Genomic DNA, 26,249 nt, shown 5'->3' on the forward strand with positions numbered 1-26,249 from the left:
TATACTCTAATTATCGGAAGGGAGAGTGAAGAGGTTGAGCAAGGGTATATTACAGTATGATGTTGGAGAACAAGTTGAATTATACCTTTTAATAAAGAGTTCGACAAAGGGAATTGCCAGTAATGGGAAACCATTTTTGACATTAATTCTGCAAGACCAAAGCGGGGAAATTGAGGCGAAGCTTTGGGATGCTGGGGCAGATGATGAAAAGAATTATGCAGCACAGACAATTGTAAAAATACTTGGGGAACTTCAAAACTACCGTGGGAAAAGTCAGTTAAAAATCCGTCAAATTCGAAAAACTGGCCCTTCTGATGGTGTAAGGCTAGATGATTTTCTTGTGACTGCCCCTGTTAGTCAGGAAGAAATGATGAGTAAGTTGACCCAATATATATTTGAAATGAAAAATCCAAATATCCAAAGGGTCACCCGGCATTTAATAAAAAAGCATCAAAAGGCTTTCTTGGAATATCCTGCCGCAACGAAAAATCATCATGAATTTGTTTCAGGGCTTGCCTATCACGTTGTCAGTATGTTGGACTTGGCCAAAGCAATAGCATCCTTATACCCCAGCCTTGATAAGGATTTACTCTATGCAGGAGTTATTTTGCATGATATGGGAAAGGTTATGGAATTATCAGGACCCATTTCAACGACCTATACGATTGAAGGGAATTTACTTGGACACATTACCATTATGATCACCGAAATTGGTAAGGCAGCTGAGGAACTAGGCATTACAGGGGAAGAAGTATTAATCCTCCAGCACCTGGTTTTAAGCCATCATGGTAAAGCAGAGTGGGGAAGTCCCAAACCCCCTTTGATAAAGGAAGCAGAAATCCTTCATTATATTGATAATCTTGATGCAAAAATGAACATGCTCGACCGGGCCCTTGAGAGAGTAAAGCCAGGGGAATATACGGAGCGCATATTTGCCTTAGATAACCGCGCTTTTTATAAGCCGGTATTCCATAAGTAATACTAGAAAATAACCCGATTTGGGTTATTTTTTTTGGAGAAAAATGAATACTTTAGGTTTAGATGAAATATGTTGTAATAAAAGAAAACCTAAAGTGGACAAACATAGTGAAGGGAGCAGGGGACATTGACAATACCTATTTGGATTTATGCAGTGGTAGCAGGAATAGTAATTAGCGCTCTAATGGCGATTAAAACAGGGCGGGAAGAGCGGCAAGTAGAAATGGAAAGTATCGAGCGTGAAGGAGAAATTTATATTAAACGACTTGAGCGGGAGAAGGAAAAACGTGAGGAATTGAGAGCACCCGGTGAATAAATGACGGGAAGAAAGCACTGATATAAACGAAAGACATTATAAAAAGCGGAAGCCCTGATATGGGCTTCCGCTTTCTTATGTTCTTAGCTCACTGTATCTTCGCTTCTTTATTGCGCAGGAGTAGTTGTTGGTTTCAGAGCATTCTTTAAGTCTTTGTCATTAACTTTTACATCAGCTGCTTTTAACTCGCTCTGCATTGCTTTGTTAATATCATCACTTGTTAGTTTAGATGATTTGACCTGATATTCGATATCTTTCTTCATTTCATCATAAGACTTCTTCTCTTTTTTCTCAGTAACTTGAATGATATGGTATCCAAATTGTGTTTTTACTGGTGCACTAATTTCATTTACCTTAAGAGCGTATGCACCTTTAATAAAATCAGCATCGTATTGGTCTTTATTTGTATTATTGATCGTACCTAGATCACCGCCGTTTTGAGCAGAAGCAGTATCAGTTGAATATTTTTTTGCAAGATCCTCAAATTTTGCACCGCCATCAAGCTGTTTCTTAACGTCAAGTGCAGTTTTCTCATCTTTAACAAGAATATGACGAACCTTAATGTCAGGCTGGTAGGAAGCATAATAATCCTTTAATTCTTTATCTGTTACCTTAACATTTTTCATTGCAGCTTTTTCTTGTAACATACCGAGTTTCATGGTTTTCTTTAGGTCAGCTTCGTTTTTATAACCGTACTGTGCAAGAGTCGCATCAAAATTGGTACCAAGCTGTTCTTTTAAGTCGCTCACTTTTGCATTTAACTCTGCATCCGTGACTTTGTACTTTTTAGATAGCACCTTTTCGTATACCAGTTGTTGAAGGGCCTGCTGACCGTATTTATCCTTCATTGTATTATATAATTCTTCTTGAGTAACATTCCCAGCTTTACTTTCTGCCACTTTTTCTGAACTAGTTTGATTACATGCGCCTAGTGCAAGTACACTGCCAGCCATTGTAAGGGCTAAAATCCATTTTTTCATGCTGAAATCTCTCCTAAATAGTTAAATTCTGTGAAAAGGTTTGTCCACAATGTTTACTATAACATAAATGGGTACGGCTGCAAAAATAAAAGTGTACGTATTTATCGAAATTTCAAACAAAATAAGCTTCTTGGACTTTTCCATAAAAAATGAGCTAAGTGCCTAAACGAAATCAAACCTTCATGAATAGTATATCTTAGTAAATGAAAAAGGAGGTTTTATGATGAGTGGAGGATATGGCGGAGGATTTGCTCTAATTGTAGTCCTTTTCATCCTATTGATTATTGTTGGGGCTTCTTGGGTTTATTAATTTAAGAAAATGACAATGAGGGGAGGCTAAATTATGTCTGGTGGAGCAGGTTACGGTGGAGGATTTGCATTAGTTGTAGTTCTTTTCATCCTATTGATTATCATTGGAGCATCTTGGATTTACTAATTAGAAGTAATTAAAAATAAAAAGCGATGAGAATTACCTCATCGCTTCGCTTTTTTTATTCTAACCTTTATGAGTACATATCCGAATTTCCTTGATGGATTATGTATAGAGGATTTCTAAGTAAGAAGAAATCAATAAAATGGTAATGAGCACATTAATGGTACGGAATACCTTATGCTGGTTCTCTTCCGGTATCTCTTTTTGGATACAAAGGGAATTAGTCATTTTATTTACATAAAATAAAATAAAAATTGCGAAGACAATAAAAATGGAGATCATCATTGATTCCCTCCCAGATGGTTTACTTATGTTTCTTCAGTGATAGTTGTTTCTCAAATATCCCTGGTGAAGCTTTTAATCGTTCGCTTCCACTTTTTTATACAATATCAAAAAAAATAAAAAAAAGATAGTAAAAAAGAATGGAAGTTTTCTAGAACTTGATGGAGTCGAAATATTTGCAATTATTTTTTCGATTATAGGACAAAAAGGTTTACCCATCCCTTTAAAAGGTGAATAATGAACATAGGTAAAGTAAGGTAATGAAAAGAGGCGTTAAAGTATGAATGAACACGATCTTCTTTTGCATAGGATCAATCTTCTTGAATTTCATCAAAGGCTGTTAATTAAATTGCTAAGCCATCCCAATAATGACTTTTATCGGTTAATCATTGAAAACGGGCTTTCGGAACGGGAAGTCAACAATTTCTACCGTTTGTGTGATGAATTAACCGTGAAACTGGCAGAACAAAAAGCGGAAGGCTTCGTTCATTTCCATCCGCTTCTTAATCAATTATCAGCTGGGCTGCCTGCTCATTTAAAATTGGAAGAGGTCGTGAAGGCCTGCTTACAGCAAAGATTGTTCGAGCCTCTTTTTATGGAGTTACGAAAATATCTATAAGACAGGACATATTAAACTAAGTTTTGTTCCGTCTTTTTTACTTTTTTCAATGTGCCATTTTCTTCAACAAACTCACTTTCAATATTATGGAAAGAACGTTCAAAGATTTCCATAAAATCTTCGCCATAAATGTTACGGACAATGGCCATCATTTCAATTATTTCTGGAAATTTTCCATACAAATCTCGAAGTGGTAACGCCCCTGAATAAACTGCATTTTCTTTTGGCTGATAGGTTTCCATTGATTGAAGCAGAATCTCTTCACCTTTGTCTGTCAGTTGAATATAGGTATTTCGCTTGTCATTTTCCTTTTTTGAAAAATTCAGCAAACCTCGTTCTTCTAACTTTTTTGAAAAATTAAAAGCTGTTGAGACATGCATGACCCCAAATTTTGCCACGTCAGAGATGGAAGCTCCATTCAAATGATAAGCGATCCAGAGAATATGATGTTCATTAATATTTAAATCATAGGGTTTAATCCATTGCTGCCAATCTTTTTCAATTGATTTCCATAGCGCTTTACTTAATTGAGTTATACGCTGGCTAAAAATCATTGCTTCCTTTAACGAATATTGTTTCTCAGTCATCCCCATTTTCACCTACTTTTAATTTCTCTTTTTATCATTATGCCAATAAAATAAAAATTAATAAAGTATAAATTCACAAAATTTTTAGAAATTGCACAATTTTTATCTTGATTTTATGTTTTTTAGTAAAATCTACTTGATATGATGTTCAAAAGGGTAGTTAGATTATTTATTATTATCTGAAATTTCATCTTCCAATTCTTGAATGGTATTTTTCATTTCATTAATTTCTTTTTGAATCCGCTCCTGTTGAGGGCTTACTTCTTCTTCCCATTGTGCAAGGGCCGATTTTACTTCTGTTAAAAATGTTGAGATCTGTGCACGTCCTTCTTTTGATGCATGAATAGCAGAGTTTTTTAGCTCCAATAAGTTCTTCTGTATGACTTGTAATTGATTTAGTACACTCTGCGTATTTTCCTTCATTTTCTCCCTGGTTACTTTACCTGAATTTGGAGCAGTCAGTAATACACTAACTCCGGCAGCAAGCCCTCCTGTCATTAATCCGTATAGAAATGATTTAACTTTCATTTTACTTACTACCTCCAAATTGGCTATTTTAAAAAAATTTTCCTGTATAGAGTAATTCCCTCTACCTTTTCCCCTTAAACAAGTCCTTCATAGGAATGGACGATAACTCATATAAATAGTTACAACTATTGTTCGATAAGGATTCAAGTAGGGAGGAACAAAGGGATGAAGACTGCAGCAGTAATTCTTTTTATTTTAAGTGCGATCCTGCTCTTTGGCACACTTAAATATTTAGTTGAATTAAAAAGACCTGGTGTATACCCACCTAAACAAGTCTTAAAGAAAAGAGCAGCCGGGCTAGCCGGATTTGCCTGTATTTGTTTGTTAATTGCGTTGTCTCTGTCATATTTTCTCTAAAAGTAATTTAAGAAAAGAACCCTAGAGGGTTCTTTTCTTAACAGATCCCGTGGATTACTTCTGAATCACGGAAGCTGATGTTAATTTAGTTCTCTTAACAATCGATTGAGCTACTGGATACAAAATAACCATAACGACCGTATTTAGAACAGTTGCAGGTAATACAGCGGCTACGAATAACGCTGTAAATGGGGCAGGTAAACTTGCGATAAAGAAGGCCGCACTTAAAAATACAGTTCCTGAAATCAATGTACCGATGGCAGTTAAAACTCCCACACTAACAATCGAAGTCCGGTATTTGTTTAAGGCTAAAAATAAACCGAAAAAGACTAATGCAGTAATCGGCTTTTCAATGATATTTGGAATTGTACCTCCAGGAAAACTTGTTGTGATGCCAGACAATACACCTGTTACAATTGCGAGCAGCATGACACTTTTTATTTCTGGAATAAGAATAATTCCTAAAAACATCATGGCAAGCATCATATCCGGCTTAATACTAAGGAATGCTGGCATTACTGTATGCAATACGACCCCTATCCCCGCTAAAAGTGCTAAAACGACAAGATTCTTTGTATTCATTTCTCATCTCTCCTCTGCTATCCTAAGCTATTTGTTTCTCCTGCAGTGCACTCATTGCCTGCAGCGAGAAACTTACACTCATTATACCATATTACGATAATATTTTTAAAGAAGTAATTTTCAGAAAATTTACGTTTAACCCTTGTTAAATGAACTATAGTTGTTTGTGAATTTTTGAAGCCATTTCCTGTAACATTTGTGGGGTATAATCACTTTGATTGTTTTTCCATACAGCGCCGAAGCCATCACCTTTTCCATAGCGCGGGATCAAATGCAAATGGAAGTGAAAGACAGATTGTCCTGCGTGTTCACCATTATTATTAATGGAGTTTAACCCGATAGGTTCAAATTCCCTTTTTAAAGCATTGGCAATAGAAGGTACTACTTCATATAGGTTTCGGGCAATTTCGGGTGTTAACTCATATATGTTTTCTTTATGTATTTTCGGAATAACAAGGGTATGGCCTTTTGTTACCTGACTGATATCTAAAAAGGCTAAAACATGTTCATTCTCAAAAACTTTGGCAGCCGGAATTTCTCCATTTACAATCTTACAAAAAATACAATCACTCATACATACAGCCCCTTTTAAAAATGTTTGTATTATTTTACCATGAAAAATAGGAAAAAGACAGGATCCGCGTGGAATCCTGCCTTCCCGAAGGGGAATGCTTCAAATCTGCGTTCATTTAGGAATGTTCTTTGATAAACACCTCATTTTTCATAGAGTGTTTTTTTATAAAGATACATCATTGTTCAAGCTGACCATCCCCTATATGTTTTTATTGGTTACCTACCTTTAAAAACGGGTCGTGATCTGCGGTAAACACCTCATTTGCCGTTTATTTTTTAAGATAAACAGTTGAGTGTTACTTGAACTCTAAATGGTTAGCATGCACATTGTACAAAACAACCATCCCCTTATCTGAATCGAATAGAAGCTCACTTGTTTGAAAGGAAATTGTCTTTAGCAGACACCTCATCTCAAATTTTGATGAATCACTTCATCGGAATAAGTTATTTCCCCTTCGAATATTATGATGTCCGTTTGTTAAAGTTTTATTCCAAAAAGATAAGAAAAATTGAATTTCTATTTTTTATGGTTGTTATTTGTTAAAATTAAATAAATGAATTCACGTCTTTTGAATTCATGAATACATAGATGAATTCTTTCTGATCACGATAAACTTGAAATGGAAGGACGTTTGGGAATGGCTTTATTAAAAATTGATCATTTAGTCGGCGGCTATACGAGAAATCCTGTCTTAAAGGATGTTTCCTTTGACGTAAAAGAAAAGGAGATTGTTGGTCTAATTGGGCTAAATGGGGCAGGGAAGAGTACAACCATTAAACATATTATCGGGCTTATGGAACCTCATAAAGGTACGATTCAAATTAATGGCCAGTCCTTTATGGAAAATAAAGAATCCTATCGCCGTTTATTTACATTTGTTCCAGAGACACCGGTTTTATATGAGGAACTTACCTTAGATGAGCACTTAAGGTTAACCGCCATGGCTTATGGTTTAGATGAACCAACCTTTAAAGAAAGGATTTCTCCGTTGCTCTCCGAATTTCGGATGGAAAAACGCTTAAAATGGTTTCCGGCTCATTTCTCAAAGGGAATGAAACAAAAGGTCATGATTATGTGTGCCTTCTTGGTTCAGCCCTCCCTTTACATTGTGGATGAACCTTTTGTTGGACTTGATCCACTTGGAATTCAATCACTTCTTGATTTAATGAAAAAGATGAAAGATAACGGTGCAGGAATATTAATGTCAACCCATATTCTTGCAACAGCTGAGAAGTACTGTGATCGCTTTGTTATTCTCCATGAAGGGAAAATTCGGGCCAAAGGCACACTGACTGAATTAAGGGAACAATTTTCGATGCCCACAGCATCGCTGGATGATTTGTATATTCAATTAACAAAGGAAGAAAATTATGTTTGATGAAAATAAGCTTTGGAGGGACCGTGCCGGCGGTCGAATGAAGGACATAGGAAGGTATTTACGTTATATTTTCAATGGTCACATTGTGATTGTCTTATTATTTTTAATTGGAACCGCCGCATATTATTATCAAGACTGGATTAAGACTCTTTCGCCGAATTTTCCCGCTGAGTTGGTTATAGCAGCCATTATTGGAATTTTCGTTACCTATAGTCCGGTTTATAATTTTTTGCTTGAAGCGGACAAGGTGTTTCTACTTCCTTTAGAGGAGAGATTAAAGGGGTATTTTCTCCGTTCAGGGATGGCAAGCTTCGTGTTTCAAGGATATATCCTATTATTAGTTTTTGCTGTCTTAATGCCTATCTATGCGCATGTCAGCGGGAATGGATTTGGATCGTTTATTCCATTTTTACTCCTTTTGCTTGTTCTCAAGGCTTGGAATTTAGCCGCTGCGTGGAAAATTCAATTTTACGTGGAAACAGCTGTCCACCGCTGGGATTACCTTATTCGTTATTTCATAAATGCAGTTTTTGCCTATCTTTTGTTAAAACAAGCAAATCTTCTTATTCTCTTAGTAATCGGAGTAATTATGGCTTTTTATTATTACTCCTTTCACGTAAAGACAACGAAAATGGGGTTAAAATGGGATCAATTAATTGAAGCAGAAGAAAAGAGGATGGCCTCTTTTTATCGGCTCGCTAATTTATTTACAGATGTCCCAAAATTAAAAGATACGGTTAAAAGAAGGAAATATCTTGATCTGTTCATTAGCAGGATTCCATTTTCACAAGAAAAAACCTACTTATACTTATTCACAAGGACGTTTTTACGTTCATCCGACTACCTGGGATTGTTTGTCAGGCTGACGGTCATTGGTATCATGGCAGTTTATTTTATTTCCTTTGGAATTGGACAGCTTTTACTGACCATTTTATTTATATACTTAACGGGATTTCAATTACTGCCATTATGGAATCATCATCAAAATAAGCTTTGGGTGGATTTATACCCGGTCTCGACAGGTGATAAGACAACATCCTTCCATTTTCTGCTAATGATCCTATTAGTGGTCCAATCCCTTATCTTTGCGTTATTAATTTTGCTTAAGGGAGAATGGTACTATTCACTGCTTGTTTTAGGAACAGGGGTCGTGTTTAGCTATTTCTTTGTTTATTTTTATAGTAAGAGCCGGTTAAAGAAAATAACCTGAGGCCCCCTTTTTTGGGGGATTTTTTTTTGGAACTATTGGTCTGTTTTGCTCGTATAGATTACTAAAATAATAATGAGAGGAGTTGGTCCTATTTGAATGAATATGAAGTTAAAGTTTATGAAGAAGTGGAAGAATGGAAACGTAGAATAATCAAACGTTCAGGGATGATGAATCGGATTTCCAAGAAAGCCCAAGTGAAAATAAATGAATGGATTCCAGAAAAAGTACATGAAATGATGACAGAGAGCATTAAAGCAATGGTAAAGGCAACGTTATTTGGCTCTCAGCTCACTACCAATAGAGATCAAGCAAACGGTTTAACTCTAGCTGAAAGAGATGAACTAGTTCGAAAAAAGATTTCCGTTTATCAAAAAACAGCCATTGTTGAAGGAGCAGGTACAGGGGCAGGAGGAATACTACTGGGGCTGGCCGACTTTCCATTGCTTCTGACCATAAAAATGAAATTTCTGTTTGAGGCAGCATCCATCTATGGGTTTGATACAAAAAAATATGAGGAAAGATTATTCATTCTTCATGTATTTCAATTAGCTTTTTCAAGTGATGAAATCCGGAAAAATACCTTATCAGAAATTGAACAATGGGAACAGAGAAAAATCGAACTAACAGAAATGGATTGGCGCAAGTTTCAGCAGGAATACAGGGATTATATTGATCTCGCCAAGCTTTTTCAGCTTGTGCCTGGAATTGGAGCTTTCGTTGGTGCTTATGCTAATCATAATCTTCTAAAAACGTTAGGTGACACTGCGATGAATTGTTATCGCTTAAGACTGCTGCAAAAAGCCCCTGAACTCTAAGTTAGGGGCTAGCCATTCTTATTCGCTATGGACGCTCAGTGCGGCCGAACCTAACGTTTTAGCAGCAATTAGCATCGCTTTCTCATTAATATCAAATCTGGGGTGATGATGTGGGTATCCATCTTCTTCTCGTACTGGTTTTGCACCGGTGAAAAAGAAGGTACCGGGAACCTTTTCTAAATAATAGGCAAAATCTTCCCCACCCATTTCCGGTTCTGTTTCCTCAATGTTCGTAACCTCGGGAACAAACCGGGCACAACGGATGAGAAGCTCCGTTTCCTTTTCATGGTTAACAACGGGCGGATAACCTCTGTAGTAGTCAAACTGATAGGAACTGCTTGATGTATAACATGTTCCATGTATGATTTTTTCCATTTCCTCTTCAATAAACTGTCTGACTTCTTCATTAAATGTCCGAACTGTCCCTGTCAGCTTGGCTTTATCAGCAATTACATTAAAAGCATTTTCTGCAATAAAGGAAGCCACTGTAACCACTGCCGCATGCACAGGGCTAACCTTACGGCTGACAATCTGCTGGAGATTAACAACAAGCTGTGAAGCAGTCACAATCGCATCTCGTGTTTTATGGGGCTGTGCTCCATGACCGCCTTTTCCTTGTATTTCTATCTCAAATCGGTCAGCAGCTGCCATCATTGGTCCCGTTCGATATTGGATTGTGCCTGTAGGTTCACTTGCCCAAAGATGAGTTCCAAAAATGACATCGACTCCTTCTAAACAGCCCGATTCAATCATAGTTGCAGCGCCGCCGGGTGCATATTCTTCGGCATGTTGATGAATAAAAACATAGTTTCCTTCTAATTCATCTCTAAGCTCATTTAATGTTTTTGCAAGAATAAGAAGTGTAGCGGTATGGCCGTCATGTCCACATGCATGCATAACGCCGGGGACTAATGATTTGTATGGTACATCCTTTTCATCTTGAATTGGTAATGCGTCAAAATCTGCCCGTAATGCCACCGTTTTACCTGGGTTTTTACCATAAACCTTTGCCACTACACCATTGTCTCCAACTTGTCCCGCTACTTCTATATTCAGTTTCTCATAATAGTCTTGAATAAACCTAGCAGTGTTATATTCCTGGAACGATAATTCTGGATGCTGATGAAGGTAGCGGCGGATGGAGATCATTTCATCGTAGTAACCTTCTAATTTAGTGAATAGGTTGTTTAACATAGATAATCCCCCTTATGGTTAAAATTAAAGAATGTATTTTCAAACAATTTTAACACTTTTACCGCTATTATATAGATTTTTATAATGATTTTTTTTATACTTTTAAAAGTATGTAAACAAAGAGAATCAAGGGATGGGATCGGATTTTGAAAAGTAAATCTTTTGTTTTTCTAATAATCGCTGTTTTAATTGCTTTATATACGTCTGTTAAAGTAGCTATACACAGCACTTTTTGGATGGATGATTATGCCGCAGGCTTGTTTGCACACGTGCCTCGTACGGCTATTCCATTTTTTACTCAAGTGTCGGAGTTGGGGGATAAACTAGGAATAGGCATTGTTGCCTTGTTCATGTTAGCGTGGTTACTGTTGAAAAGGCGGGACTTTGCTGGGGGAGCCATGCTCGCTTTATCAATAGCTTTAGCGAATGAACTTTATAAGATATTAAAAAATTGGTTTGTCCGTCCAAGACCTGATTTAGAACACCTGGTACAGGTTGAAAGCTATAGTTATCCAAGCGGGCATGCACTGGTAGGTATGGTGCTTTACTTTACAGCTGCTTATTTATTAATCGAGGGCATAAAGTCAAAAGCAGCCAAATGGCTCGTTGCCTTATTAGCAGTAGTCATACTACTTTTCATCGGTGCCAGCCGAATTTTCTTACAAGTCCATTATCTTTCTGATGTATTGGGCGGGTATGCGTTAGGATTTATATGGGCTGTTATTTGGATATTTTTCTATCATTCTTTTAAACAGCGATATACAAAGAAGAGGCCGAGCTAATCCCGGCCTTTTCTTTATATTTTGGCTGTGTTAAAGGGTATTGTTAATTTTAGCATGTTGATTGGAGCGGAAGGCGGCGAAGACTCCTGCGGGAGTACGGGGCCGGGGAGACCCCGCAGGCGCAGGTGCGCCGAGGAGGCTCCCCGGCACGCCCGCGGAAAGCGAAGCCGCCTGAGCGGAAATCAACATTCAAGATAAACACAGCCTATATTAAAAACATCGCGACGATTGTTGTGACGACTAGCCCAATAAAGACAGGGAGTAGGTTTCTTCTAGCCAATTCAAACGGGTCAACATTACAAATAGCAGCAGCAGGAATTAAAGCCCACGGTACAAGAGTTCCACCGCCCACCCATATCGCTGCAATTTGCCCTAGCGCAGTAAGGGTAGCTGCGCCTTTACCGATAGCAGCCGCGAATAAACTTGCAATGGACCCGGCTAGTGAGATTCCCGAGAAGCCTGAACCATCTAAGCCGGTAATCGCACCCACGGCTGTTAATGTGACTGCACTTACTTCTTTACTCAGTGGGACAATGCCGGCAAGAGCTACACCGAGGTCATTAACAATCCCATTCGAGGTTTTTGGTAAGTACTCTCCGATGATTTTTGTAAAACCGCTGTCGCCAAGATAGAAGAATGCGGCTATTGGAATAACTGGCCCAAAAACCTTAAATCCAAATTGGAAGCCCTCAATTAAATATTGAGTTGTTTTTTCAAGCCCTTTATTCTTATGACTTGTGACAGTAATAAGAAGAAGAATTAGAATAGAGGTTCCACCGATTAAGGCGGTTGCATCTCCGCCTGCTAAATCGAGAATGGACATAGCAATAACGTCCGCTATAAATAACAAGGGAACCAAAATTGCGAAAAAGCGTCTTTGGGCGAGTGTTAAGAGGACAGGTTTGTTGCTTTCTTCCACAGAGGATTCAGGCAATATGGACGAAGTGGTTTGAAGGGTCCCGCGCTTCATATCTCTCCTTAAAAAATAGAAGGCGGTAATCGTGGTGACTAGCCCCATAATAAAAACGAGTGGTATGCTGGCATTAATGACATCCTGAATGGGAAGTCCAGCTGCATCTGCCGTAAGTTTAGGGGCTGCTTGGATGACAAAGTCACCTGATAAGGCGATTCCGTGTCCAAACAAATTCATCGCCATGGCAACTCCAAGTGCAGGCAACCCTGCTCTAATTGCTACTGGAAGTAGAACGGCACCAAGCAGGGCAACGGCAGGGGATGGCCAAAAGAACCAAGAAGTGACCATCATTAAAATCCCAATCGTCCAATAGGCAAGCCCTGGATTTCGGATTAGTTTTCGAAAAGGTGAAATCATCACATCATTTATTCCCGTTGACGTTAGCGTACTGCTCATTGCTACAATTATCGAAATCACAAGTATAGTTGATAATAGTTCGGTGATAGCATAGCTAAAACTGTTAAAGATACTGCTGACAGAATGACTTAAACTGCCAGTGGCAGTCAGAGCAATTAAAAAAATTCCGACAATACACACAATGGTCGTATCCCTTCTCATGACCATAAATCCGATAATTAGAATAATAAAGGCTACATATATCCAATGAAGGGCGGTTAGTTGAATAAGCATATTAAACTCCTCCTTTCTTCCAAAAGGGCTATAGCCCTGTTTTGGATGTAATACAGAATATGTAATCTGTATTAAGTGGTGAAATGGAGGAATAAAAAAAAATGGAGGATAATCTCCATTAGAAAATTAAGATTTATTATCGCCTGCAATCGTATATTTACTAACATACGGTGTACTTGTAAAAATCTTTTGCTGGCCGTCAAAGCTAGCTTTTAGTTGATCCAGTGGGGAATTGGCTCCCTGCCATTTTAGATAGAAAGATTGGTGTTCCCAAACCGTCATAATAATATAAGGATTTGAAGATTCGGGGCGGAGTAATCGCAGTGCTGTTAATCCTTGGGTGTTTACAATCGTTTTTGCTTGTTGTTTAAACTGATGTTCAAATAAGGGACGTCCTTCATCCGTAACGGAGATGTTATGCATGACCACAAACCCTTTTTGTTGTAACTGTCCATTGGATTCTAAAACCTCATACTTTCGTGGTTCGTTAAAAACAGTTTGACCATTGGTTTCATGCAGCAACAAGGCACCGTTTTCATTCAGCATCGCCACCATAAGTTCATGATTATATTTATTTTCAATCTTCTTTAAAAAATCGAGTGTCCCGGCAGTTATATAAACATTCATACTTTTTCCCCCTAATTTAATCATCTTCATTATTCTATACTTATTCATCATCCGTATTCTTGCTGATAGATGAAACAAATTCAGAAACATAAAAACGACTATTTTTTGACAGATAGTATCGTAAGCTATACACAAATAGGATTAATAGGTATAGTGAAGACAGCTTTGTATACCAATGGTTTTTAATTTTATCGCCAATATATTAAAATGGAAAACAGACAGTCTTTGAAAGGTGGACATTCTTCATGACAAGAAAAATTAATGAAACATTTTTAAAAGCCGCAAAGGGAGAAAAGACCGATTACGTACCTGTGTGGTATATGCGCCAGGCGGGCCGCTCGCAGCCAGAGTATAGAGAAATAAAAGAAAAATATTCCTTATTTGAGATTACACATCAGCCAGAGCTATGTGCTTATGTTACACGCTTGCCTGTAGAACAATATAACGTCGATGCCGCCATTTTATATAAAGATATTATGACACCGCTCCCAGCTATAGGAGTGGAAGTAGAAATTAAGGGTGGAGTTGGCCCGGTCATTGATAAACCGATTCGTTCTCTAGCTGATGTAGAAAAATTAGGTGAAATACACCCTGAAGAAGATGTTCCCTATGTATTGGATACGATTAAATTATTAACACAAGAACAGTTAAATGTTCCATTAATCGGTTTTTCAGGTGCTCCGTTTACTCTTGCCAGTTATATGATTGAAGGCGGTCCATCCAAAAACTATAATAAGACCAAAGCTTTCATGTATGCAGAGCCAAAGGCATGGTTTGCATTAATGGACAAACTCGGCGATATGATTATTACATATGTAAAATCGCAAATTAAAGCTGGTGCAAAAGCCATCCAAATCTTCGATTCATGGGTGGGTGCCTTGAATGTAGAAGATTACCGTTACTTCATTAAGCCAGTCATGAATCGAATTTTTACCTCCTTAAAAGAGGAAAATGTTCCGCTCATTATGTTCGGCGTAGGTGCAAGTCATCTTGCCTTAGAATGGAATGAACTTCCGCTCGATGTGGTTGGTCTTGATTGGCGTCTGCCGATTCGTCAGGCTAGAGAAATGGGTATTCAAAAAACGGTACAAGGCAACCTTGATCCGGCGATTCTTTTAGCTCCTTGGGAAGTTATTGAAGAGAGGGCTAAAGCAATATTAGACCAAGGAATGGCTCAGGACGGTTATATCTTTAATTTGGGTCATGGTGTATTCCCATCCGTTAATCCAGACACATTAAAACGATTAACTTCTTTTATCCATGATTATTCAGCAACGAAAGTAAGCCGTTAATTCTTAAAAGTAAGACATTAAATTGGTAAGCAGTCCAATTTTTTGGCACAATATAGTAAGCTGTTTCAAAAAGGCATTAAAAGGTAGAAAGCCTATAATGCCTTTTTACATAAATCAGACAAAGTAGGACACATAAATGAGGTGCAATTAAATGACAAAAAAACGTATGGGCCTGCTAGTTATGGCATATGGTACCCCCTATTCATTAGATGATTTAATACCATACTATACCCATATTCGCCATGGCCGTAAACCAACACCTGAAATGATCGAGGATCTCAGGAATCGTTACGAGGCAATTGGAGGGATTTCTCCATTAGCGAGAATTACACTTGACCAGGCAGAAAAGCTTGAACAACATCTTAATCAAATACAAGATGAGATCGAATTTAAAATGTATTTAGGTTTAAAACATATCGAACCATTTATTGAAGATGCGGTAAAAAAGATGCATGAAGATGGGATTGAAGAGGCTGTTAGTCTTGTGCTGGCCCCGCACTTTTCTACCTTTAGTGTAAAATCTTACAATGGAAGAGCCGTAGAAGAAGCAGAAAAATTAGGCGGACTTACAATCAAAACGATTGAAAGCTGGTACAAGGAACCCCAATTTATTAGCTATTGGGTTGATAAAATAAAAGCAATTTTTGACCAAATGACGCTAGCGGAAAAGGAGAAGGCTGTATTAATCGTTTCTGCCCACAGCTTGCCGGAGAAAATTCTTCAGTTTGGCGATCCATATCCAAGCCAACTTCAAGAAACGGCTGATTTAATCGCCAACCAAGCAGGTATTGAAAATTATGAAATAGGCTGGCAAAGCGCTGGAAATACTCCAGAGCCGTGGATTGGTCCGGATGTGCAGGACTTAACAAGAGACCTGTATGAAAGGAAACAATATACTTCTTTTGTTTATGCACCGGTAGGTTTCGTGTGTGAACATCTTGAGGTTCTTTACGATAATGACATCGAATGTAAAACCGTAACAGATCAATTAGGGGCAAAGTACTACCGCCCGGAAATGCCTAATGCGAAAGATGAATTTATCGATTGTTTATCGACCGTCATCTTAAAGAGATTAGTTTAACTAGAATCGGTTTATAAAAGCCGGGTTTTAAATAATATTCCAATCAGAAGCTGTTCAGTCAAGTCAGCTTCTTTTTTCTATATCATGAATAGATGCTGTTTTTTGAGTATATTAAAGTTAGACTACGATTTGGAGGGGAACATATGAAATTGACAGTTATCGGATATTGGGGAGGTTACCCCAAAAAGAATGAAGCAAGTTCAGGCTATTTAGTAGAACATGAAGGATTTCAGTTATTAATCGATTGTGGGAGTGGTGTACTCTCAAAGCTTCAAAATGTTTTACAGCCTGAGGAATTGGATGCCGTCATTCTCTCCCATTATCACCCGGATCATAATGCTGATATTGGGGTATTGCAGCATGCTAGGTTAATACAAGGATTCCTGGGAAATGAACTGGCTAATCTGCCTGTTTACGGGCATTCTTTTGATGAGCAAGAGTTTAGCAAACTAACCTATAAAACCATAACAAAAGGTATAGCCTATAATCCTGATACAGTTCTATCTGCAGGCCCGTTTACTATCTCATTTTTGAAAACGAATCATCCTGTTCCCTGTTATGCCATGAGAATAGAGGCAGGCGGAAAGGTTCTCGTTTATACCGGTGATAGTTCATTTAAAGAAGAATTCATTGAATTTAGTCAGGATGCAGATGTTCTTCTATGTGAATGTAATTTTTATGGAAATCAAAGCGGTAAGTCGGCTGGGCATATGAATAGTATTGAGGCAGGTCAGCTTGCCGAGAGAGCTGGGGTAAAGCAGCTAATTCTTACACACCTGCCGCATTATGGAAACCTGGATGAGCTGATTACAGAGGCATCCCGAGAATTTAGCGGTATAATAAAACGTGCAAATGAATTACTATCTATATCACTTTAAGAAGGGGAAATGACGATGTTATTTATTGATAACAAAGGGATTACCGATCCTCATATAAATCTGGCGATTGAAGAATATGCCTTGAAAAACCTCGATATAAACGAAACCTATTTATTATTTTACATAAATGAACCATCGATTATTATAGGAAAAAATCAAAACACGATTGAAGAAATCAATACCGATTATGTTGAAACGAATGGAATACATGTCGTCCGCAGATTATCAGGAGGTGGTGCAGTATACCATGATCTTGGCAATCTAAACTTTAGTTTTATTACCAAGGATGATGGGGAGAGCTTCCATAATTTCCAAAAATTCACTGAGCCAGTCGTTGAAGCGTTGCAAAAATTAGGGGTAAACGCCATGTTAAGCGGTCGAAATGACTTAGAAGTTGAGGGAAGAAAAATTTCAGGAAATGCCCAATTTTCTACAAAGGGCAGAATGTTTAGTCATGGAACTCTGATGCTTAATTCAGAAATCGAGAACGTAGTGTCAGCTTTAAAAGTTAAAAAGGATAAGATTGAATCAAAAGGAATTAAATCTGTCCGCAGCCGGGTCGCTAACATTTCAGAATTTTTAACAAAAAAGGTAAGTATTGAAGAATTTCGTTCCTTATTGTTAAAGAATATTTTCGGTGCACAAGATGATATACCGGAATATAGTTTAACAGAAGAGGATTGGGAAAAAATTCACCAGCTTTCCAAAGAACGATACCAAAACTGGGATTGGAATTATGGCAAATCCCCGAAGTTTAATCTTCAACATTCGCACCGTTTCCCCGTCGGTTCAATCGATGTTCGCTTAGATGTGAATAAAGGATTAATCGAGAACTGTAAAATATATGGTGACTTTTTTGGTGTCGGTGAAGTAAATGAAATTGAGAGGAAACTCACAGGCATTCGCTATGATAAAAGGGAAATCGAACAAGTTCTTTCAGACATAGATACAAAGCATTACTTTGGAAATATATCAAAAGAGGAATTTATTAATTTAATCTATTAACAAGAAGGCGATGTCATGAAGACATCGCTGTTTTTTATCCTTTTTTACGTATTATACTTGAATACTTAAAATTCAGGAAATATAATATATTTAGAAAATTAATATGAATGATTATTCATTCAGAGGAGGGTAATGATGAATATTTCAGCGCAGCTTCAAGAAACCGCGAAGAAATTTGCCGATAAACCCGCTTATTTTTTTATGGGGCAACAGGGTACCTATGCCGAATTAGATGAAGCTATACAGAAGTTTGCTTCAGGATTAGAAAAATTGGGAATCAAGCAAGGAGACCACATTGCTCTATTATTGGGGAATTCACCACATTTTGTCATCAGTCTATATGGGGCATTACGGCTTGGAGTAACCGTAATACCCGTAAATCCCATCTACACCGCAGATGAAATTGGCTTTATCTTAAATAATGGAGATGTTAAAGCGGTCGTTGCACTTGATTTAGCCTTACCTCTGGCAGAAAAAATGCATACCTTACTGCCAAGGATAGAGCACTATATCTTTTGTGAAACAAAGCCCAATAGTCTCGTCTTATCAGAAATAGAAAGTCTTACTGTTTATTCTAAAATGAAATCGTTTACAGAAATAATCGCCTCTGGTGAACAATCATTTCAAGGTCCAATCGTTAGGGACGAAGATGTGGCGATTATCCTTTATACTTCTGGAACAACCGGAAAACCAAAGGGTGCTATGTTAACCCATAAAAATATATATAGCAACGCGAAGGATGTTGGCGACTACTTAAAAATGAATCAGGAGGACAGAGTTGTCACCGTTCTCCCAATGTTTCACGTTTTTTGTCTGACCGTGGTTCTAAATGCCCCATTACTAAGCGGAGCAACCCTATTAATTGCACCGAAATTTAGCCCAAAAGAAGTTTTTTCGTTAATAAAGGAACATACGGCGACTGTCTTTGCAGGTGTACCGACCATGTATAACTTCCTCCATCAATATCCAGATGGCGATCCTAATGACCTTAAATCCTTACGTTTATGTATTTCCGGTGGAGCATCCTTGCCTGTAGCATTATTAAAGAATTTTGAGAAAAAATTTAATGTGGTCATTTCAGAGGGCTACGGATTATCGGAAGCATCACCAGTAACCTCCTTTAATCCGCTTGATCGCCCGCGCAAACCTGGATCAATTGGCATGTCGATTCTCCGAGTGGAAAATAAAATTGTGGACGGACTTGGACAAGATGTTCCAATCGGAGCTGTTGGAGAATTAATTGTTCGCGGGCCGAATGTGATGAAAGGGTATTATAAAATGCCTGAAGAAACACAAGCCGCCATTCGAGATGGCTGGCTTCATACCGGAGATATGGCAAGAATGGATGAAGAAGGCTACTTTTACATTGTTGATCGGAAAAAGGATTTGATTATTGTAGGCGGTTACAATGTTTACCCGCGTGAAGTAGAGGAAGTAATTTATAATCACCATGATGTGGTGGAGGTCGCCGTAGTTGGTGTGCCTGATCCCAATCAAGGTGAGGCAGTTAATGCCTATGTCGTCAGTAAAAATCCTGCACTAACTTTCGGACAGCTTCAGGAATATTGCAGAGAGCATCTTGCCAAGTATAAAGTGCCGACAACGATTGAATTTATAGATGAACTTCCCAAGAACACGACTGGAAAAATACTTAGACGGGCTCTTAAAAATATAATCTCGCAAAAAGTAAACAATTAAAAAATTTTTTGTAAGGCAGGCATTTTGCCTGCCTTTTTAGAATTCTCTATTAAGGGAGGGGAGAAAAAATGGATCAAGTATTACTTGAGATTCAAAATCATATCGCCGTCATTACGATTAATCGTGCAGAAGCATTAAATGCTTTTAATTACGATACGCTGCTAGAATTAAAACAAAAAATAGAACTTATCTGTATAAATCAAGAGGTACGTGCGGTTATTTTCACTGGTGCCGGAGAGAAGGCTTTTAGCGTTGGCGCAGATTTAAAAGAACGAAAACATTTAACTGAGGAGCAAGTGAAGAGAAATTTATTTAAAATCAATGAGGTTTTTAACGATATTGACCTGCTTCCTCAGCCTACAATCGCGGCGATAAATGGGTTTGCATTCGGCGGGGGGATGGAGCTTGCTTTAGCCTGTGATTTTCGGATTGCAGCTCAGACTGCTGTGATGGGATTAACAGAAACAAGTTTGGCCATTATTCCGGGTGCGGGCGGCACTCAGCGTCTTCCTAGATTAGTCGGGCAGGCAAAAGCACTGGAACTCATCCTAACGGCAAAACGGCTTACAGCAAACGATGCAGATCATTATGGGCTGCTTACAAAAGTGGTTGACCCGAGTAATCTGTTAAGTGAATGTTTTTCTTTTTGCTCAAAGCTGTTAGCAAACGGACCAGTTGCCCTGCAGCAGGCTAAGTTTGCGATTAAAAATGGAATGAATACCGACTTACATACAGGCCTGCAAATCGAACGGAAGGCATATGAGGTCACCCTCAAAACGGAGGACCGCATCGAAGCATTACAAGCTTTTTCCGAAAAGAGGAAACCAAACTTTAAAGGAAAATAACATGGTGCCTGTCACCATGTTTTTTTTTATAAGACCGTCTTTTCGTTTTCTTAGTTCTAATTCCGCCTTTTTAAACTAAACTAGGTATAGAGAGGTTGTACAAAAAGGGGGACAGAATCATGGTACGAAAAATGGGGGTCTATGCGGTTTTGGCCTTTTGTTTATATGGTTTGTTTATTTATTGGTATTTATTTCATTTTGCTAATACCTCATTACCATTTGAATATCAAGGCTCCAAGGCAGACCCATCAACTTTCCTAAATGGAAGGGAGTTAGACTTAAGCGAAGAGTATTCAAAGATTAGAAATTTATTGTTTTTTTTGTCTACTCCATTTGAATGGCTTTTTTATTTTCTTATCCTTTTATTTGGGTTTTCAAAGGCCTTTAAGCGCTGGGCGGATCAATCAGCAAAGGTAAAAGCACTGCGAATGCCAATTTATTTAATCTGGCTATCCCTTTTTGCCTTTGCAGCTACTTTCCCGCTGAACTATATCAGCTATTCATTATCTCGAACCTATCATATTTCAACCCAGACATTTGCCTCCTGGATGAAAGATGAATTAATTGATTTCTGGATTAACTATGGCACATGGTTGATTATTGTCCCAGTTCTTTACTGGTTAATGAAAAAAAGTCAAAAGCGCTGGTGGCTTTATGGCTGGCTGTTATCCGTTCCTTTTACATTATTTATGATGTTCCTGCAGCCGGTTGTGATTGACCCGTTATACAATGATTTCTACCCACTTAAAAATAAGGAACTGGAAACTAAGATTTTAGCATTGGCAGAGAAAGCACATATTCCAGCACAGCATGTTTTTGAGGTCAACATGGCGGATAAAACAAACGCCTTAAACGCTTATGTTAGCGGGATTGGCTCGAATGCCAGGATTGTTCTTTGGGATACAACCTTAAACAGGTTAAATGATAATCAAATCTTATTTATAATGGCTCATGAAATTTGTCATTACGTTGAAAAACATATTTATTTTGGAATAGCGGGTTATTTGCTGTTATCCTTGCTGGGACTTTATTTAACCTACAAAATAATGAACTGGACCGTAAGAAAATGGGGCAAGGAACTGAAAATAGATGATGTAAGAGATATTCGCTCCTTGCCGTTATTTTTTATGATTTTATCCCTGCTTTTATTTTTAGCGAGCCCGCTCACTAATCTTGCATCTCGTTATGAGGAAAAGCGTGCTGATCAGTATGCAATCGAAATGACCAAAAATCCGGAGGCTGCTATTAGCTCCTTCCAGGAATTAACCCGGTCTGGATTAAGTGAGGTAAACCCGCCATTACTGGTGAAAATATTCCGGTATACCCATCCATCCATGCTAGATCGAATTTCTATGTTAGAAGAATATGAAATTACCCATCGAAACCAACAATAACTATTTCTTTGTGGCCCAAGATTCATATCTTGGGCTTTTCTTTTCCATAAATGGCTGTGTTAAACTTGAATGTTGATTTCCGTTCCAGGCGCGAGCGGTTCGCGGGCGGTCCGGGGAGCCTCCTCGGCGCTTAAGCGCCTGTGGGGTCTCCCCAGCCCCGTACTCCCGCAGGAGTCTTCGCTCCCTCCACTCCAATCAACATGGCTCAAATATCAACAGTATTCTTAACATAGCCAAATAAAAAAACCGCCAATTTCTCAGCGGTCGAGCATCTTAGGTTCCGAATCGCTTGTTAATCTTAATTAGCTCATTAGAAAGAAGTTGAAAGGTCTTTTTGTCCCGGGTATCAATGGCCTTGTCAATTTTACGCAGCAACTTTTCCTTTTCTACATTCAACTGGATTTCCGATAGCAGCATCTCGATGTATAAATCCTGGACGAAGTTCTCTTTCATACGGGCTCGTTTCATGGCACCAATTTTCATTAATTCTTGGTATGACTTATCATTCATGAAAATCACCTCTGAGCTTTTTTAAAGTATATGGTTTTTTTGCCATAATATCAATAATATTTAAAATTTTCTGTTAGTATTATTCTTGACAAATAATTGTGAATACTTTCGGAACAATTCAAAGAAATTAAGGGAGTAAAAATTAAAAAGTGGTAAGATATGGTGGATAATATGTAACAAAGGGGTTGGGATTTTGCCGCAAAAACAAACGGGAGATTATATAGTGAATTCTTGTACCATGTATATAAAGCCGGAAGAGTATGGAAATAAGTTATTTTCGCTAATTGGTGAAGTCGAAGATGAAATCCTTTCTCCACTTAAACCATTTAGTATCATTCAAAAAAGTTGCGCTTATTATGGTGTAGATTATGAAGGCAGAAGGAAAGGGACACGGTTATTAATTGACTATTCACGTAAGCTTCCAATTGTCATTGAGCCCATTAACAACATCTATACATTCTGCACCGCTTCCCCAGAGAGTCCAAAATGTATCTGGTTCTTCGCTGAACATATCAAAGATTATCGGCGTGTTTCCGCACGGGAAACATTGGTCATTTTCCGCTATAATCAAACTCACATTTTCCCTGTTTCCTATAACACATTTAATACCCAAATGCTGCGGACATCTTATTTACAAATGAAGCTAATACAAAGAGTGGAGTTTAGTAAGAAACAATTAGCTTTTATGCTCCATGGGACAAAGCCTTCAAAGGCATCAGAGAGCAATGAGCTTTATTTGAATGAAAGAAAATAAGTGACTATCTGGACATGTCTCTTTTGGATAAGTATGTTTCTAATAACTCCTGGACTTTGTTTCGAATTCTTGGATTAAAATAATTATGGTTTTCTTCGTAGCCTTTGTAGATAAACATATACATTGTAAAAGCTTCATCCCGGTTCGTCTCAATTACCTTTAGGTTGTTCTTCTTCATATACTGTTTAACCTCAGCTAACTCGCGTTGAATTTTCTTCATGGTTTCTTCTATTAAATTTAAATAGGGTTTTTTTAATTTAAAAGGGCTGGTTGTTACAACGTTTAAATCACGATTAAGGATAATAAGGACCATTGGTAAATAAATGGCCTTTTCCATGATGTCACGCTCATCCTCCGGAATTCTGGTCATTTTTCATCTTCTCCCTTCATAAAAATAGAACGAGTGTTCTGGATTAATTTTATCAAAAACAGACTGAAATATGCAATAGGTGATTAGTGAAAGAAAGCTTGTCAAATGACAAGCTTTCTTTGTTGCAAAAATAAAGAAAGATATGAGAAAGTTTTTATTAATAGAAGGAGATTGGATGGGGGAAAATGAATTAAAATGAGGATACAAAAAAAGAATAACACCGTCATATAAACTGAAGGGATAACGTGGACAAATGGATGATAAACAAATGAGAGCTGATAGACATCAAAAAAAGAAAAAGAAAAGGTGGACGTCCATTTTACTTGTGTGTCTGCTGTTGATAGGTGGAGTAACTGGATATGCTTATTATCAATATAAACAAGGGGTTAATCAATCATTAAAAAAACTCAACAATGATAAAAAAGATACAAACGTGGTTTATGATTTTTCAGGGCAAAAAGATCAGTATGGAGATACAAATGTCTTGCTGCTTGGCAGTGATGCACGGGGAAATGAAAAGTCCCGCTCCGACACCATAATGATCCTTCATTATAACGAAAATAAAGGGACCTTCAAACTAACATCGATTATGCGGGACAGCTATGTCGCCATTCCGGGTCATGCTAAACATAAAATTAACTCTGCTTTTGCACGCGGCGGCCCTGAATTAATGAGGCAAACGATTAAGCAAAATTTTGATATTGATTTGCAATACTATGCTATTGTTGATTTTCAAGGGTTTGCCCAGCTTATTGATGAATTATTTCCAAATGGTGTAGAAATGAATGTAGAAAAGAAAATGTCAGCGAATGTTGACCCTCCGTTAGAACCTGGTCAGCAAAAACTAAATGGTGCCCAGATGCTGAGTTACGTTCGCTTTCGTCATGATGCGATAGGTGACTTTGGACGTGTTGAACGACAGCAGAAAGCAATAAAGGCCATAAAGGATCAATTAAGTGGACTTAAAACGGTTGCCAAACTTCCTAAACTTATTGGGGTGGTTACACCGTATATAAATACAAATATGCCCACCACTGATGGAGTTTTTATGGCGAAAGAATTCCTAACAGGTGACCAAAATATTGAAACCCTCCGAATTCCCATTGATAATAGCTTTACAGAGCCGCGGATAAGTGGAGAAGGAGCGGTACTTAAAATTGATGTTGAGAAAAATAAACAGGCACTCCATCAATTTATAACACAGTAGGATTTATTTAATAAAGGAGAAAGCGGGATGGACTTCGAAACATTTAAAGCTTGGTTTACACTTGAACATATCATGAGCCTTATACAGGAGTATCGGGCTCTTGGTCCGATACCAGGCATCTTGTTGATTATTGTGGAAGCATTTTTGCCGTTTCTCCCTTTATTTGTATTTGTAATGGCAAATGCCAATGCCTTTGGTCTATGGCTGGGTTTTTTGTATTCTTGGCTTGGGGCTTGTTTAGGTGCTATTCTTGTTTTTCTTTTAATTAGAAAGTTTGGACAAAAACGGCTATTATCTTTTCTGCCCAAACACCCAAAAGTCCGCAAACTTATGGATTGGGTGGAACGTCATGGGTTTAGCCCTCTTTTTCTACTAGTATGTTTTCCGTTTACCCCATCAGCACTAGTAAACATTGTTGCTGGTCTTTCGAAAATCAGCTTGGCTCAGTACATGCTGGCCGTGTGTATTGGGAAAATGGTAATGATTTTTACCATAAGTTTTATCGGTTACGATCTCCATTCATTGATCACCAAACCTCTTCGCACGGTCACAGTTTTCATTGTTATCTTTATACTTTGGTTTGTAGGGAAAAGAATTGAAGTTAAAATGAATAAGCGTTTAGAATTTGACCATAATGGAGAAATAGATAGAAAGAAAGAAAAGGAGAAACGGAGGAGTGTCAATGAAGATTGAATGGAAAAAAGAAGGATTAGAATGGATTAAGGCTTTTGCGATTGGAATTATTATTTTTGCGTTTATTCGAACTTTCTTCTTTTCTAATTATATAGTAGAAGGCGAATCGATGATGCCGACTCTCCAGAACGGAAATAAACTTGTTGTCAATAAACTAGGGTATCAGGTTGGTGAGTTAAACCGATTTGATGTCATTGTCTTTCATGCTAATGAAAAAGAGGACTTCGTTAAGCGGATTATCGGTCTGCCAGGTGATCGGATTGAGTATCGGGATGATACGTTATATATAAACGGCCATAAATATGAAGAACCCTTCTTAAATATGTATAAAAAGAAGTCCCCTGGATTGAAGTTAACAGGAGATTTTAGTTTAAAGGAAATTACCGGTGAAAATATTGTGCCTGCAGGGAAATTATTCGTTCTTGGTGATAATCGCTTAGGGAGTTGGGACAGTCGTCAATTTGGCTTTATCAATGCCAGTCAAGTCGTCGGTAAAGTTGATTTGCGTTATTGGCCGTTAAATGAAATAAATGTTCACTTCTAATAAAAATAGGACGGAGACACGATTAGATGGAATCGTGTTTTTTTTTCGTATTTTTTACCATTATTGGTTTAAACCCGTCCAGCTGAAAATCCAAACATTTGTACTCTTTTGTGATAGAATGGGAGATACAGAG

At 37.9% G+C, this 26,249-nt stretch carries 32 protein-coding genes; 21 read left to right on the plus strand and 11 right to left on the minus strand.

Translation table 11 applies throughout. The features are described 5' to 3' along the window. Positions 1–34 precede the first annotated feature (34 nt). Together yhaM and L1999_RS05920 are read left to right on the plus strand one after the other, a co-directional pair. Positions 35–979 carry a 3'-5' exoribonuclease YhaM gene (gene yhaM / locus L1999_RS05915; protein WP_235742709.1) on the plus strand — a complete coding sequence of 315 codons (945 nt, stop codon included), beginning with the start codon at positions 35–37 and terminating at the stop codon, positions 977–979. Between the two features lie 126 nt (positions 980–1,105). Next, complete coding sequence (locus L1999_RS05920; protein ID WP_215040109.1) at positions 1,106–1,294, plus strand: sporulation YhaL family protein; 189 nt, start codon at positions 1,106–1,108, stop codon at positions 1,292–1,294. A gap of 107 nt (positions 1,295–1,401) precedes the next feature. On the opposite strand, the gene L1999_RS05925 is transcribed toward L1999_RS05920, so the two are convergent. Then, the gene (locus tag L1999_RS05925; protein WP_235742710.1) at positions 1,402–2,274 is read right to left on the minus strand and encodes a peptidylprolyl isomerase; all 873 of its coding nucleotides are present in this window, start codon (positions 2,272–2,274) and stop codon (positions 1,402–1,404) included. A 223-nt stretch (positions 2,275–2,497) separates the two neighbouring features. On the opposite strand from L1999_RS05925, the gene L1999_RS05930 reads away from it, so the two are divergent. Both L1999_RS05930 and L1999_RS05935 read left to right on the plus strand, forming a co-directional pair. Further along, positions 2,498–2,584, plus strand: a complete 87-nt coding sequence (locus L1999_RS05930) for a YjcZ family sporulation protein (RefSeq protein WP_160724698.1) — start codon at positions 2,498–2,500, stop codon at positions 2,582–2,584. 33 nt (positions 2,585–2,617) lie between these two features. Then, positions 2,618–2,710 carry a YjcZ family sporulation protein gene (locus tag L1999_RS05935; protein ID WP_040204450.1) on the plus strand — a complete coding sequence of 31 codons (93 nt, stop codon included), beginning with the start codon at positions 2,618–2,620 and terminating at the stop codon, positions 2,708–2,710. A 99-nt stretch (positions 2,711–2,809) separates the two neighbouring features. Here the strand turns inward: L1999_RS05935 and L1999_RS05940 are convergent, their stop codons facing one another. Beyond that, a complete protein-coding gene (locus tag L1999_RS05940) occupies positions 2,810–2,989 on the minus strand; it encodes a hypothetical protein (protein WP_098529757.1) in 180 nt (59 codons plus the stop codon). 280 nt (positions 2,990–3,269) lie between these two features. On the opposite strand from L1999_RS05940, the gene L1999_RS05945 reads away from it, so the two are divergent. Further along, a complete protein-coding gene (locus L1999_RS05945; protein WP_235742712.1) occupies positions 3,270–3,608 on the plus strand; it encodes a DUF1878 family protein in 339 nt (112 codons plus the stop codon). Positions 3,609–3,619: 11 nt separating this feature from the next. Here the strand turns inward: L1999_RS05945 and L1999_RS05950 are convergent, their stop codons facing one another. Together L1999_RS05950 and L1999_RS05955 are read right to left on the minus strand one after the other, a co-directional pair. Further along, the gene (locus L1999_RS05950) at positions 3,620–4,195 is read right to left on the minus strand and encodes an HTH-type transcriptional regulator Hpr (RefSeq protein ID WP_235742713.1); all 576 of its coding nucleotides are present in this window, start codon (positions 4,193–4,195) and stop codon (positions 3,620–3,622) included. Positions 4,196–4,360: 165 nt separating this feature from the next. Further along, complete coding sequence (locus L1999_RS05955) at positions 4,361–4,723, minus strand: YtxH domain-containing protein (protein ID WP_235742714.1); 363 nt, start codon at positions 4,721–4,723, stop codon at positions 4,361–4,363. 165 nt (positions 4,724–4,888) lie between these two features. Between L1999_RS05955 and L1999_RS05960 the strand changes: the two genes are divergently transcribed. Next, positions 4,889–5,080: a membrane protein YhzF gene (locus L1999_RS05960; RefSeq protein WP_235742715.1), complete on the plus strand. Its 192-nt coding sequence runs from the start codon at positions 4,889–4,891 to the stop codon at positions 5,078–5,080. A 54-nt stretch (positions 5,081–5,134) separates the two neighbouring features. On the opposite strand, the gene L1999_RS05965 is transcribed toward L1999_RS05960, so the two are convergent. Continuing rightward, positions 5,135–5,662, minus strand: a complete 528-nt coding sequence (locus L1999_RS05965; RefSeq protein ID WP_235742716.1) for a tryptophan transporter — start codon at positions 5,660–5,662, stop codon at positions 5,135–5,137. Positions 5,663–5,816: 154 nt separating this feature from the next. Further along, the gene (locus tag L1999_RS05970; protein ID WP_235742717.1) at positions 5,817–6,236 is read right to left on the minus strand and encodes an HIT family protein; all 420 of its coding nucleotides are present in this window, start codon (positions 6,234–6,236) and stop codon (positions 5,817–5,819) included. Between the two features lie 637 nt (positions 6,237–6,873). Here L1999_RS05970 and L1999_RS05975 point away from each other — a divergent pair. From L1999_RS05975 to L1999_RS05985, 3 genes are all read left to right on the plus strand, one after another. After that, positions 6,874–7,614 (plus strand): ABC transporter ATP-binding protein, encoded by a 741-nt coding sequence (locus L1999_RS05975; protein WP_235742718.1) that lies wholly within the window; start codon positions 6,874–6,876, stop codon positions 7,612–7,614. Continuing rightward, positions 7,607–8,824, plus strand: coding sequence for an ABC transporter permease (locus tag L1999_RS05980; RefSeq protein WP_235742719.1), 1,218 nt, complete (start codon positions 7,607–7,609; stop codon positions 8,822–8,824). Before L1999_RS05975 ends, L1999_RS05980 begins: the two co-directional genes overlap by 8 nt. A gap of 92 nt (positions 8,825–8,916) precedes the next feature. Then, complete coding sequence (locus L1999_RS05985; protein ID WP_235742720.1) at positions 8,917–9,639, plus strand: EcsC family protein; 723 nt, start codon at positions 8,917–8,919, stop codon at positions 9,637–9,639. A gap of 18 nt (positions 9,640–9,657) precedes the next feature. Here the strand turns inward: L1999_RS05985 and L1999_RS05990 are convergent, their stop codons facing one another. After that, positions 9,658–10,833 carry a M20 family metallopeptidase gene (locus tag L1999_RS05990; protein ID WP_235742721.1) on the minus strand — a complete coding sequence of 392 codons (1,176 nt, stop codon included), beginning with the start codon at positions 10,831–10,833 and terminating at the stop codon, positions 9,658–9,660. Positions 10,834–10,979: 146 nt separating this feature from the next. Between L1999_RS05990 and L1999_RS05995 the strand changes: the two genes are divergently transcribed. After that, positions 10,980–11,615, plus strand: coding sequence for a phosphatase PAP2 family protein (locus tag L1999_RS05995; protein WP_235742722.1), 636 nt, complete (start codon positions 10,980–10,982; stop codon positions 11,613–11,615). A gap of 205 nt (positions 11,616–11,820) precedes the next feature. Here the strand turns inward: L1999_RS05995 and L1999_RS06000 are convergent, their stop codons facing one another. Beyond that, complete coding sequence (locus L1999_RS06000) at positions 11,821–13,218, minus strand: hypothetical protein (protein ID WP_235742723.1); 1,398 nt, start codon at positions 13,216–13,218, stop codon at positions 11,821–11,823. 126 nt (positions 13,219–13,344) lie between these two features. Beyond that, on the minus strand, positions 13,345–13,845 hold the full coding sequence (locus tag L1999_RS06005) for an antibiotic biosynthesis monooxygenase family protein (RefSeq protein WP_235742724.1): 501 nt from the start codon (positions 13,843–13,845) through the stop codon (positions 13,345–13,347). 245 nt (positions 13,846–14,090) lie between these two features. Here L1999_RS06005 and hemE point away from each other — a divergent pair, with 245 nt between their 5' ends. From hemE to L1999_RS06040, 7 genes are all read left to right on the plus strand, one after another. After that, the gene (gene hemE / locus L1999_RS06010) at positions 14,091–15,137 is read left to right on the plus strand and encodes a uroporphyrinogen decarboxylase (RefSeq protein ID WP_235742725.1); all 1,047 of its coding nucleotides are present in this window, start codon (positions 14,091–14,093) and stop codon (positions 15,135–15,137) included. 151 nt (positions 15,138–15,288) lie between these two features. Further along, positions 15,289–16,218 carry a ferrochelatase gene (gene hemH / locus L1999_RS06015; RefSeq protein WP_235742726.1) on the plus strand — a complete coding sequence of 310 codons (930 nt, stop codon included), beginning with the start codon at positions 15,289–15,291 and terminating at the stop codon, positions 16,216–16,218. Positions 16,219–16,361: 143 nt separating this feature from the next. Then, positions 16,362–17,096: an MBL fold metallo-hydrolase gene (locus L1999_RS06020; RefSeq protein WP_235742727.1), complete on the plus strand. Its 735-nt coding sequence runs from the start codon at positions 16,362–16,364 to the stop codon at positions 17,094–17,096. A 15-nt stretch (positions 17,097–17,111) separates the two neighbouring features. Beyond that, positions 17,112–18,101 carry a lipoate--protein ligase gene (locus L1999_RS06025; RefSeq protein ID WP_235742728.1) on the plus strand — a complete coding sequence of 330 codons (990 nt, stop codon included), beginning with the start codon at positions 17,112–17,114 and terminating at the stop codon, positions 18,099–18,101. 135 nt (positions 18,102–18,236) lie between these two features. Then, complete coding sequence (locus tag L1999_RS06030; RefSeq protein WP_235744266.1) at positions 18,237–19,799, plus strand: fatty acid--CoA ligase family protein; 1,563 nt, start codon at positions 18,237–18,239, stop codon at positions 19,797–19,799. Between the two features lie 68 nt (positions 19,800–19,867). After that, positions 19,868–20,644, plus strand: a complete 777-nt coding sequence (locus L1999_RS06035; protein WP_235742729.1) for an enoyl-CoA hydratase-related protein — start codon at positions 19,868–19,870, stop codon at positions 20,642–20,644. A gap of 119 nt (positions 20,645–20,763) precedes the next feature. Then, positions 20,764–22,038 carry a M48 family metallopeptidase gene (locus L1999_RS06040; protein ID WP_235742730.1) on the plus strand — a complete coding sequence of 425 codons (1,275 nt, stop codon included), beginning with the start codon at positions 20,764–20,766 and terminating at the stop codon, positions 22,036–22,038. A 273-nt stretch (positions 22,039–22,311) separates the two neighbouring features. Here L1999_RS06040 and L1999_RS06045 read toward each other — a convergent pair whose 3' ends face one another. Then, complete coding sequence (locus tag L1999_RS06045) at positions 22,312–22,548, minus strand: IDEAL domain-containing protein (RefSeq protein ID WP_215040149.1); 237 nt, start codon at positions 22,546–22,548, stop codon at positions 22,312–22,314. Positions 22,549–22,741: 193 nt separating this feature from the next. Here L1999_RS06045 and L1999_RS06050 point away from each other — a divergent pair, with 193 nt between their 5' ends. Next, positions 22,742–23,302 (plus strand): competence protein ComK, encoded by a 561-nt coding sequence (locus L1999_RS06050; protein WP_235742731.1) that lies wholly within the window; start codon positions 22,742–22,744, stop codon positions 23,300–23,302. Positions 23,303–23,306: 4 nt separating this feature from the next. Here the strand turns inward: L1999_RS06050 and L1999_RS06055 are convergent, their stop codons facing one another. Beyond that, positions 23,307–23,672, minus strand: a complete 366-nt coding sequence (locus L1999_RS06055) for a YhjD family protein (RefSeq protein ID WP_235742732.1) — start codon at positions 23,670–23,672, stop codon at positions 23,307–23,309. Between the two features lie 268 nt (positions 23,673–23,940). On the opposite strand from L1999_RS06055, the gene L1999_RS06060 reads away from it, so the two are divergent. Genes L1999_RS06060 through lepB form a run of 3 tightly spaced genes read left to right on the plus strand, consistent with a single transcriptional unit; the run spans position 23,941 to position 26,116 of the window. Continuing rightward, on the plus strand, positions 23,941–24,879 hold the full coding sequence (locus tag L1999_RS06060) for an LCP family protein (protein ID WP_235742733.1): 939 nt from the start codon (positions 23,941–23,943) through the stop codon (positions 24,877–24,879). A gap of 27 nt (positions 24,880–24,906) precedes the next feature. After that, positions 24,907–25,572, plus strand: coding sequence for a TVP38/TMEM64 family protein (locus L1999_RS06065; protein ID WP_235742734.1), 666 nt, complete (start codon positions 24,907–24,909; stop codon positions 25,570–25,572). Next, positions 25,562–26,116, plus strand: coding sequence for a signal peptidase I (gene lepB / locus L1999_RS06070; protein WP_235742735.1), 555 nt, complete (start codon positions 25,562–25,564; stop codon positions 26,114–26,116). Before L1999_RS06065 ends, lepB begins: the two co-directional genes overlap by 11 nt. Positions 26,117–26,249 lie beyond the last annotated feature (133 nt).

The organism is Neobacillus drentensis (assembly GCF_021560175.1).
GTDB lineage: Bacteria > Bacillota > Bacilli > Bacillales > Cytobacillaceae > Neobacillus > Neobacillus drentensis_A.

What these genes read in the sequence shown, in the direction of transcription:
- L1999_RS05925 (WP_235742710.1), bottom strand. Translation starts at nt 2,274, where the DNA reads ATGAAAAAATGGATTTTAGCCCTTACAATGGCTGGCAGTGTACTTGCA.
- L1999_RS05930 (WP_160724698.1), top strand. Translation starts at nt 2,498, where the DNA reads ATGAGTGGAGGATATGGCGGAGGATTTGCTCTAATTGTAGTCCTTTTC.
- L1999_RS05935 (WP_040204450.1), top strand. Translation starts at nt 2,618, where the DNA reads ATGTCTGGTGGAGCAGGTTACGGTGGAGGATTTGCATTAGTTGTAGTT.
- L1999_RS05940 (WP_098529757.1), bottom strand. Translation starts at nt 2,989, where the DNA reads ATGATCTCCATTTTTATTGTCTTCGCAATTTTTATTTTATTTTATGTA.
- L1999_RS05945 (WP_235742712.1), top strand. Translation starts at nt 3,270, where the DNA reads ATGAATGAACACGATCTTCTTTTGCATAGGATCAATCTTCTTGAATTT.
- L1999_RS05950 (WP_235742713.1), bottom strand. Translation starts at nt 4,195, where the DNA reads ATGACTGAGAAACAATATTCGTTAAAGGAAGCAATGATTTTTAGCCAG.
- L1999_RS05955 (WP_235742714.1), bottom strand. Translation starts at nt 4,723, where the DNA reads ATGAAAGTTAAATCATTTCTATACGGATTAATGACAGGAGGGCTTGCT.
- L1999_RS05960 (WP_235742715.1), top strand. Translation starts at nt 4,889, where the DNA reads ATGAAGACTGCAGCAGTAATTCTTTTTATTTTAAGTGCGATCCTGCTC.
- L1999_RS05965 (WP_235742716.1), bottom strand. Translation starts at nt 5,662, where the DNA reads ATGAATACAAAGAATCTTGTCGTTTTAGCACTTTTAGCGGGGATAGGG.
- L1999_RS05970 (WP_235742717.1), bottom strand. Translation starts at nt 6,236, where the DNA reads ATGAGTGATTGTATTTTTTGTAAGATTGTAAATGGAGAAATTCCGGCT.
- L1999_RS05975 (WP_235742718.1), top strand. Translation starts at nt 6,874, where the DNA reads ATGGCTTTATTAAAAATTGATCATTTAGTCGGCGGCTATACGAGAAAT.
- L1999_RS05980 (WP_235742719.1), top strand. Translation starts at nt 7,607, where the DNA reads ATGTTTGATGAAAATAAGCTTTGGAGGGACCGTGCCGGCGGTCGAATG.
- L1999_RS05990 (WP_235742721.1), bottom strand. Translation starts at nt 10,833, where the DNA reads ATGTTAAACAACCTATTCACTAAATTAGAAGGTTACTACGATGAAATG.
- L1999_RS06000 (WP_235742723.1), bottom strand. Translation starts at nt 13,218, where the DNA reads ATGCTTATTCAACTAACCGCCCTTCATTGGATATATGTAGCCTTTATT.
- L1999_RS06005 (WP_235742724.1), bottom strand. Translation starts at nt 13,845, where the DNA reads ATGAATGTTTATATAACTGCCGGGACACTCGATTTTTTAAAGAAGATT.
- hemE (WP_235742725.1), top strand. Translation starts at nt 14,091, where the DNA reads ATGACAAGAAAAATTAATGAAACATTTTTAAAAGCCGCAAAGGGAGAA.
- hemH (WP_235742726.1), top strand. Translation starts at nt 15,289, where the DNA reads ATGACAAAAAAACGTATGGGCCTGCTAGTTATGGCATATGGTACCCCC.
- L1999_RS06020 (WP_235742727.1), top strand. Translation starts at nt 16,362, where the DNA reads ATGAAATTGACAGTTATCGGATATTGGGGAGGTTACCCCAAAAAGAAT.
- L1999_RS06025 (WP_235742728.1), top strand. Translation starts at nt 17,112, where the DNA reads ATGTTATTTATTGATAACAAAGGGATTACCGATCCTCATATAAATCTG.
- L1999_RS06030 (WP_235744266.1), top strand. Translation starts at nt 18,237, where the DNA reads ATGAATATTTCAGCGCAGCTTCAAGAAACCGCGAAGAAATTTGCCGAT.
- L1999_RS06035 (WP_235742729.1), top strand. Translation starts at nt 19,868, where the DNA reads ATGGATCAAGTATTACTTGAGATTCAAAATCATATCGCCGTCATTACG.
- L1999_RS06040 (WP_235742730.1), top strand. Translation starts at nt 20,764, where the DNA reads ATGGTACGAAAAATGGGGGTCTATGCGGTTTTGGCCTTTTGTTTATAT.
- L1999_RS06045 (WP_215040149.1), bottom strand. Translation starts at nt 22,548, where the DNA reads ATGAATGATAAGTCATACCAAGAATTAATGAAAATTGGTGCCATGAAA.
- L1999_RS06055 (WP_235742732.1), bottom strand. Translation starts at nt 23,672, where the DNA reads ATGACCAGAATTCCGGAGGATGAGCGTGACATCATGGAAAAGGCCATT.
- L1999_RS06060 (WP_235742733.1), top strand. Translation starts at nt 23,941, where the DNA reads ATGAGAGCTGATAGACATCAAAAAAAGAAAAAGAAAAGGTGGACGTCC.
- L1999_RS06065 (WP_235742734.1), top strand. Translation starts at nt 24,907, where the DNA reads ATGGACTTCGAAACATTTAAAGCTTGGTTTACACTTGAACATATCATG.
- lepB (WP_235742735.1), top strand. Translation starts at nt 25,562, where the DNA reads ATGAAGATTGAATGGAAAAAAGAAGGATTAGAATGGATTAAGGCTTTT.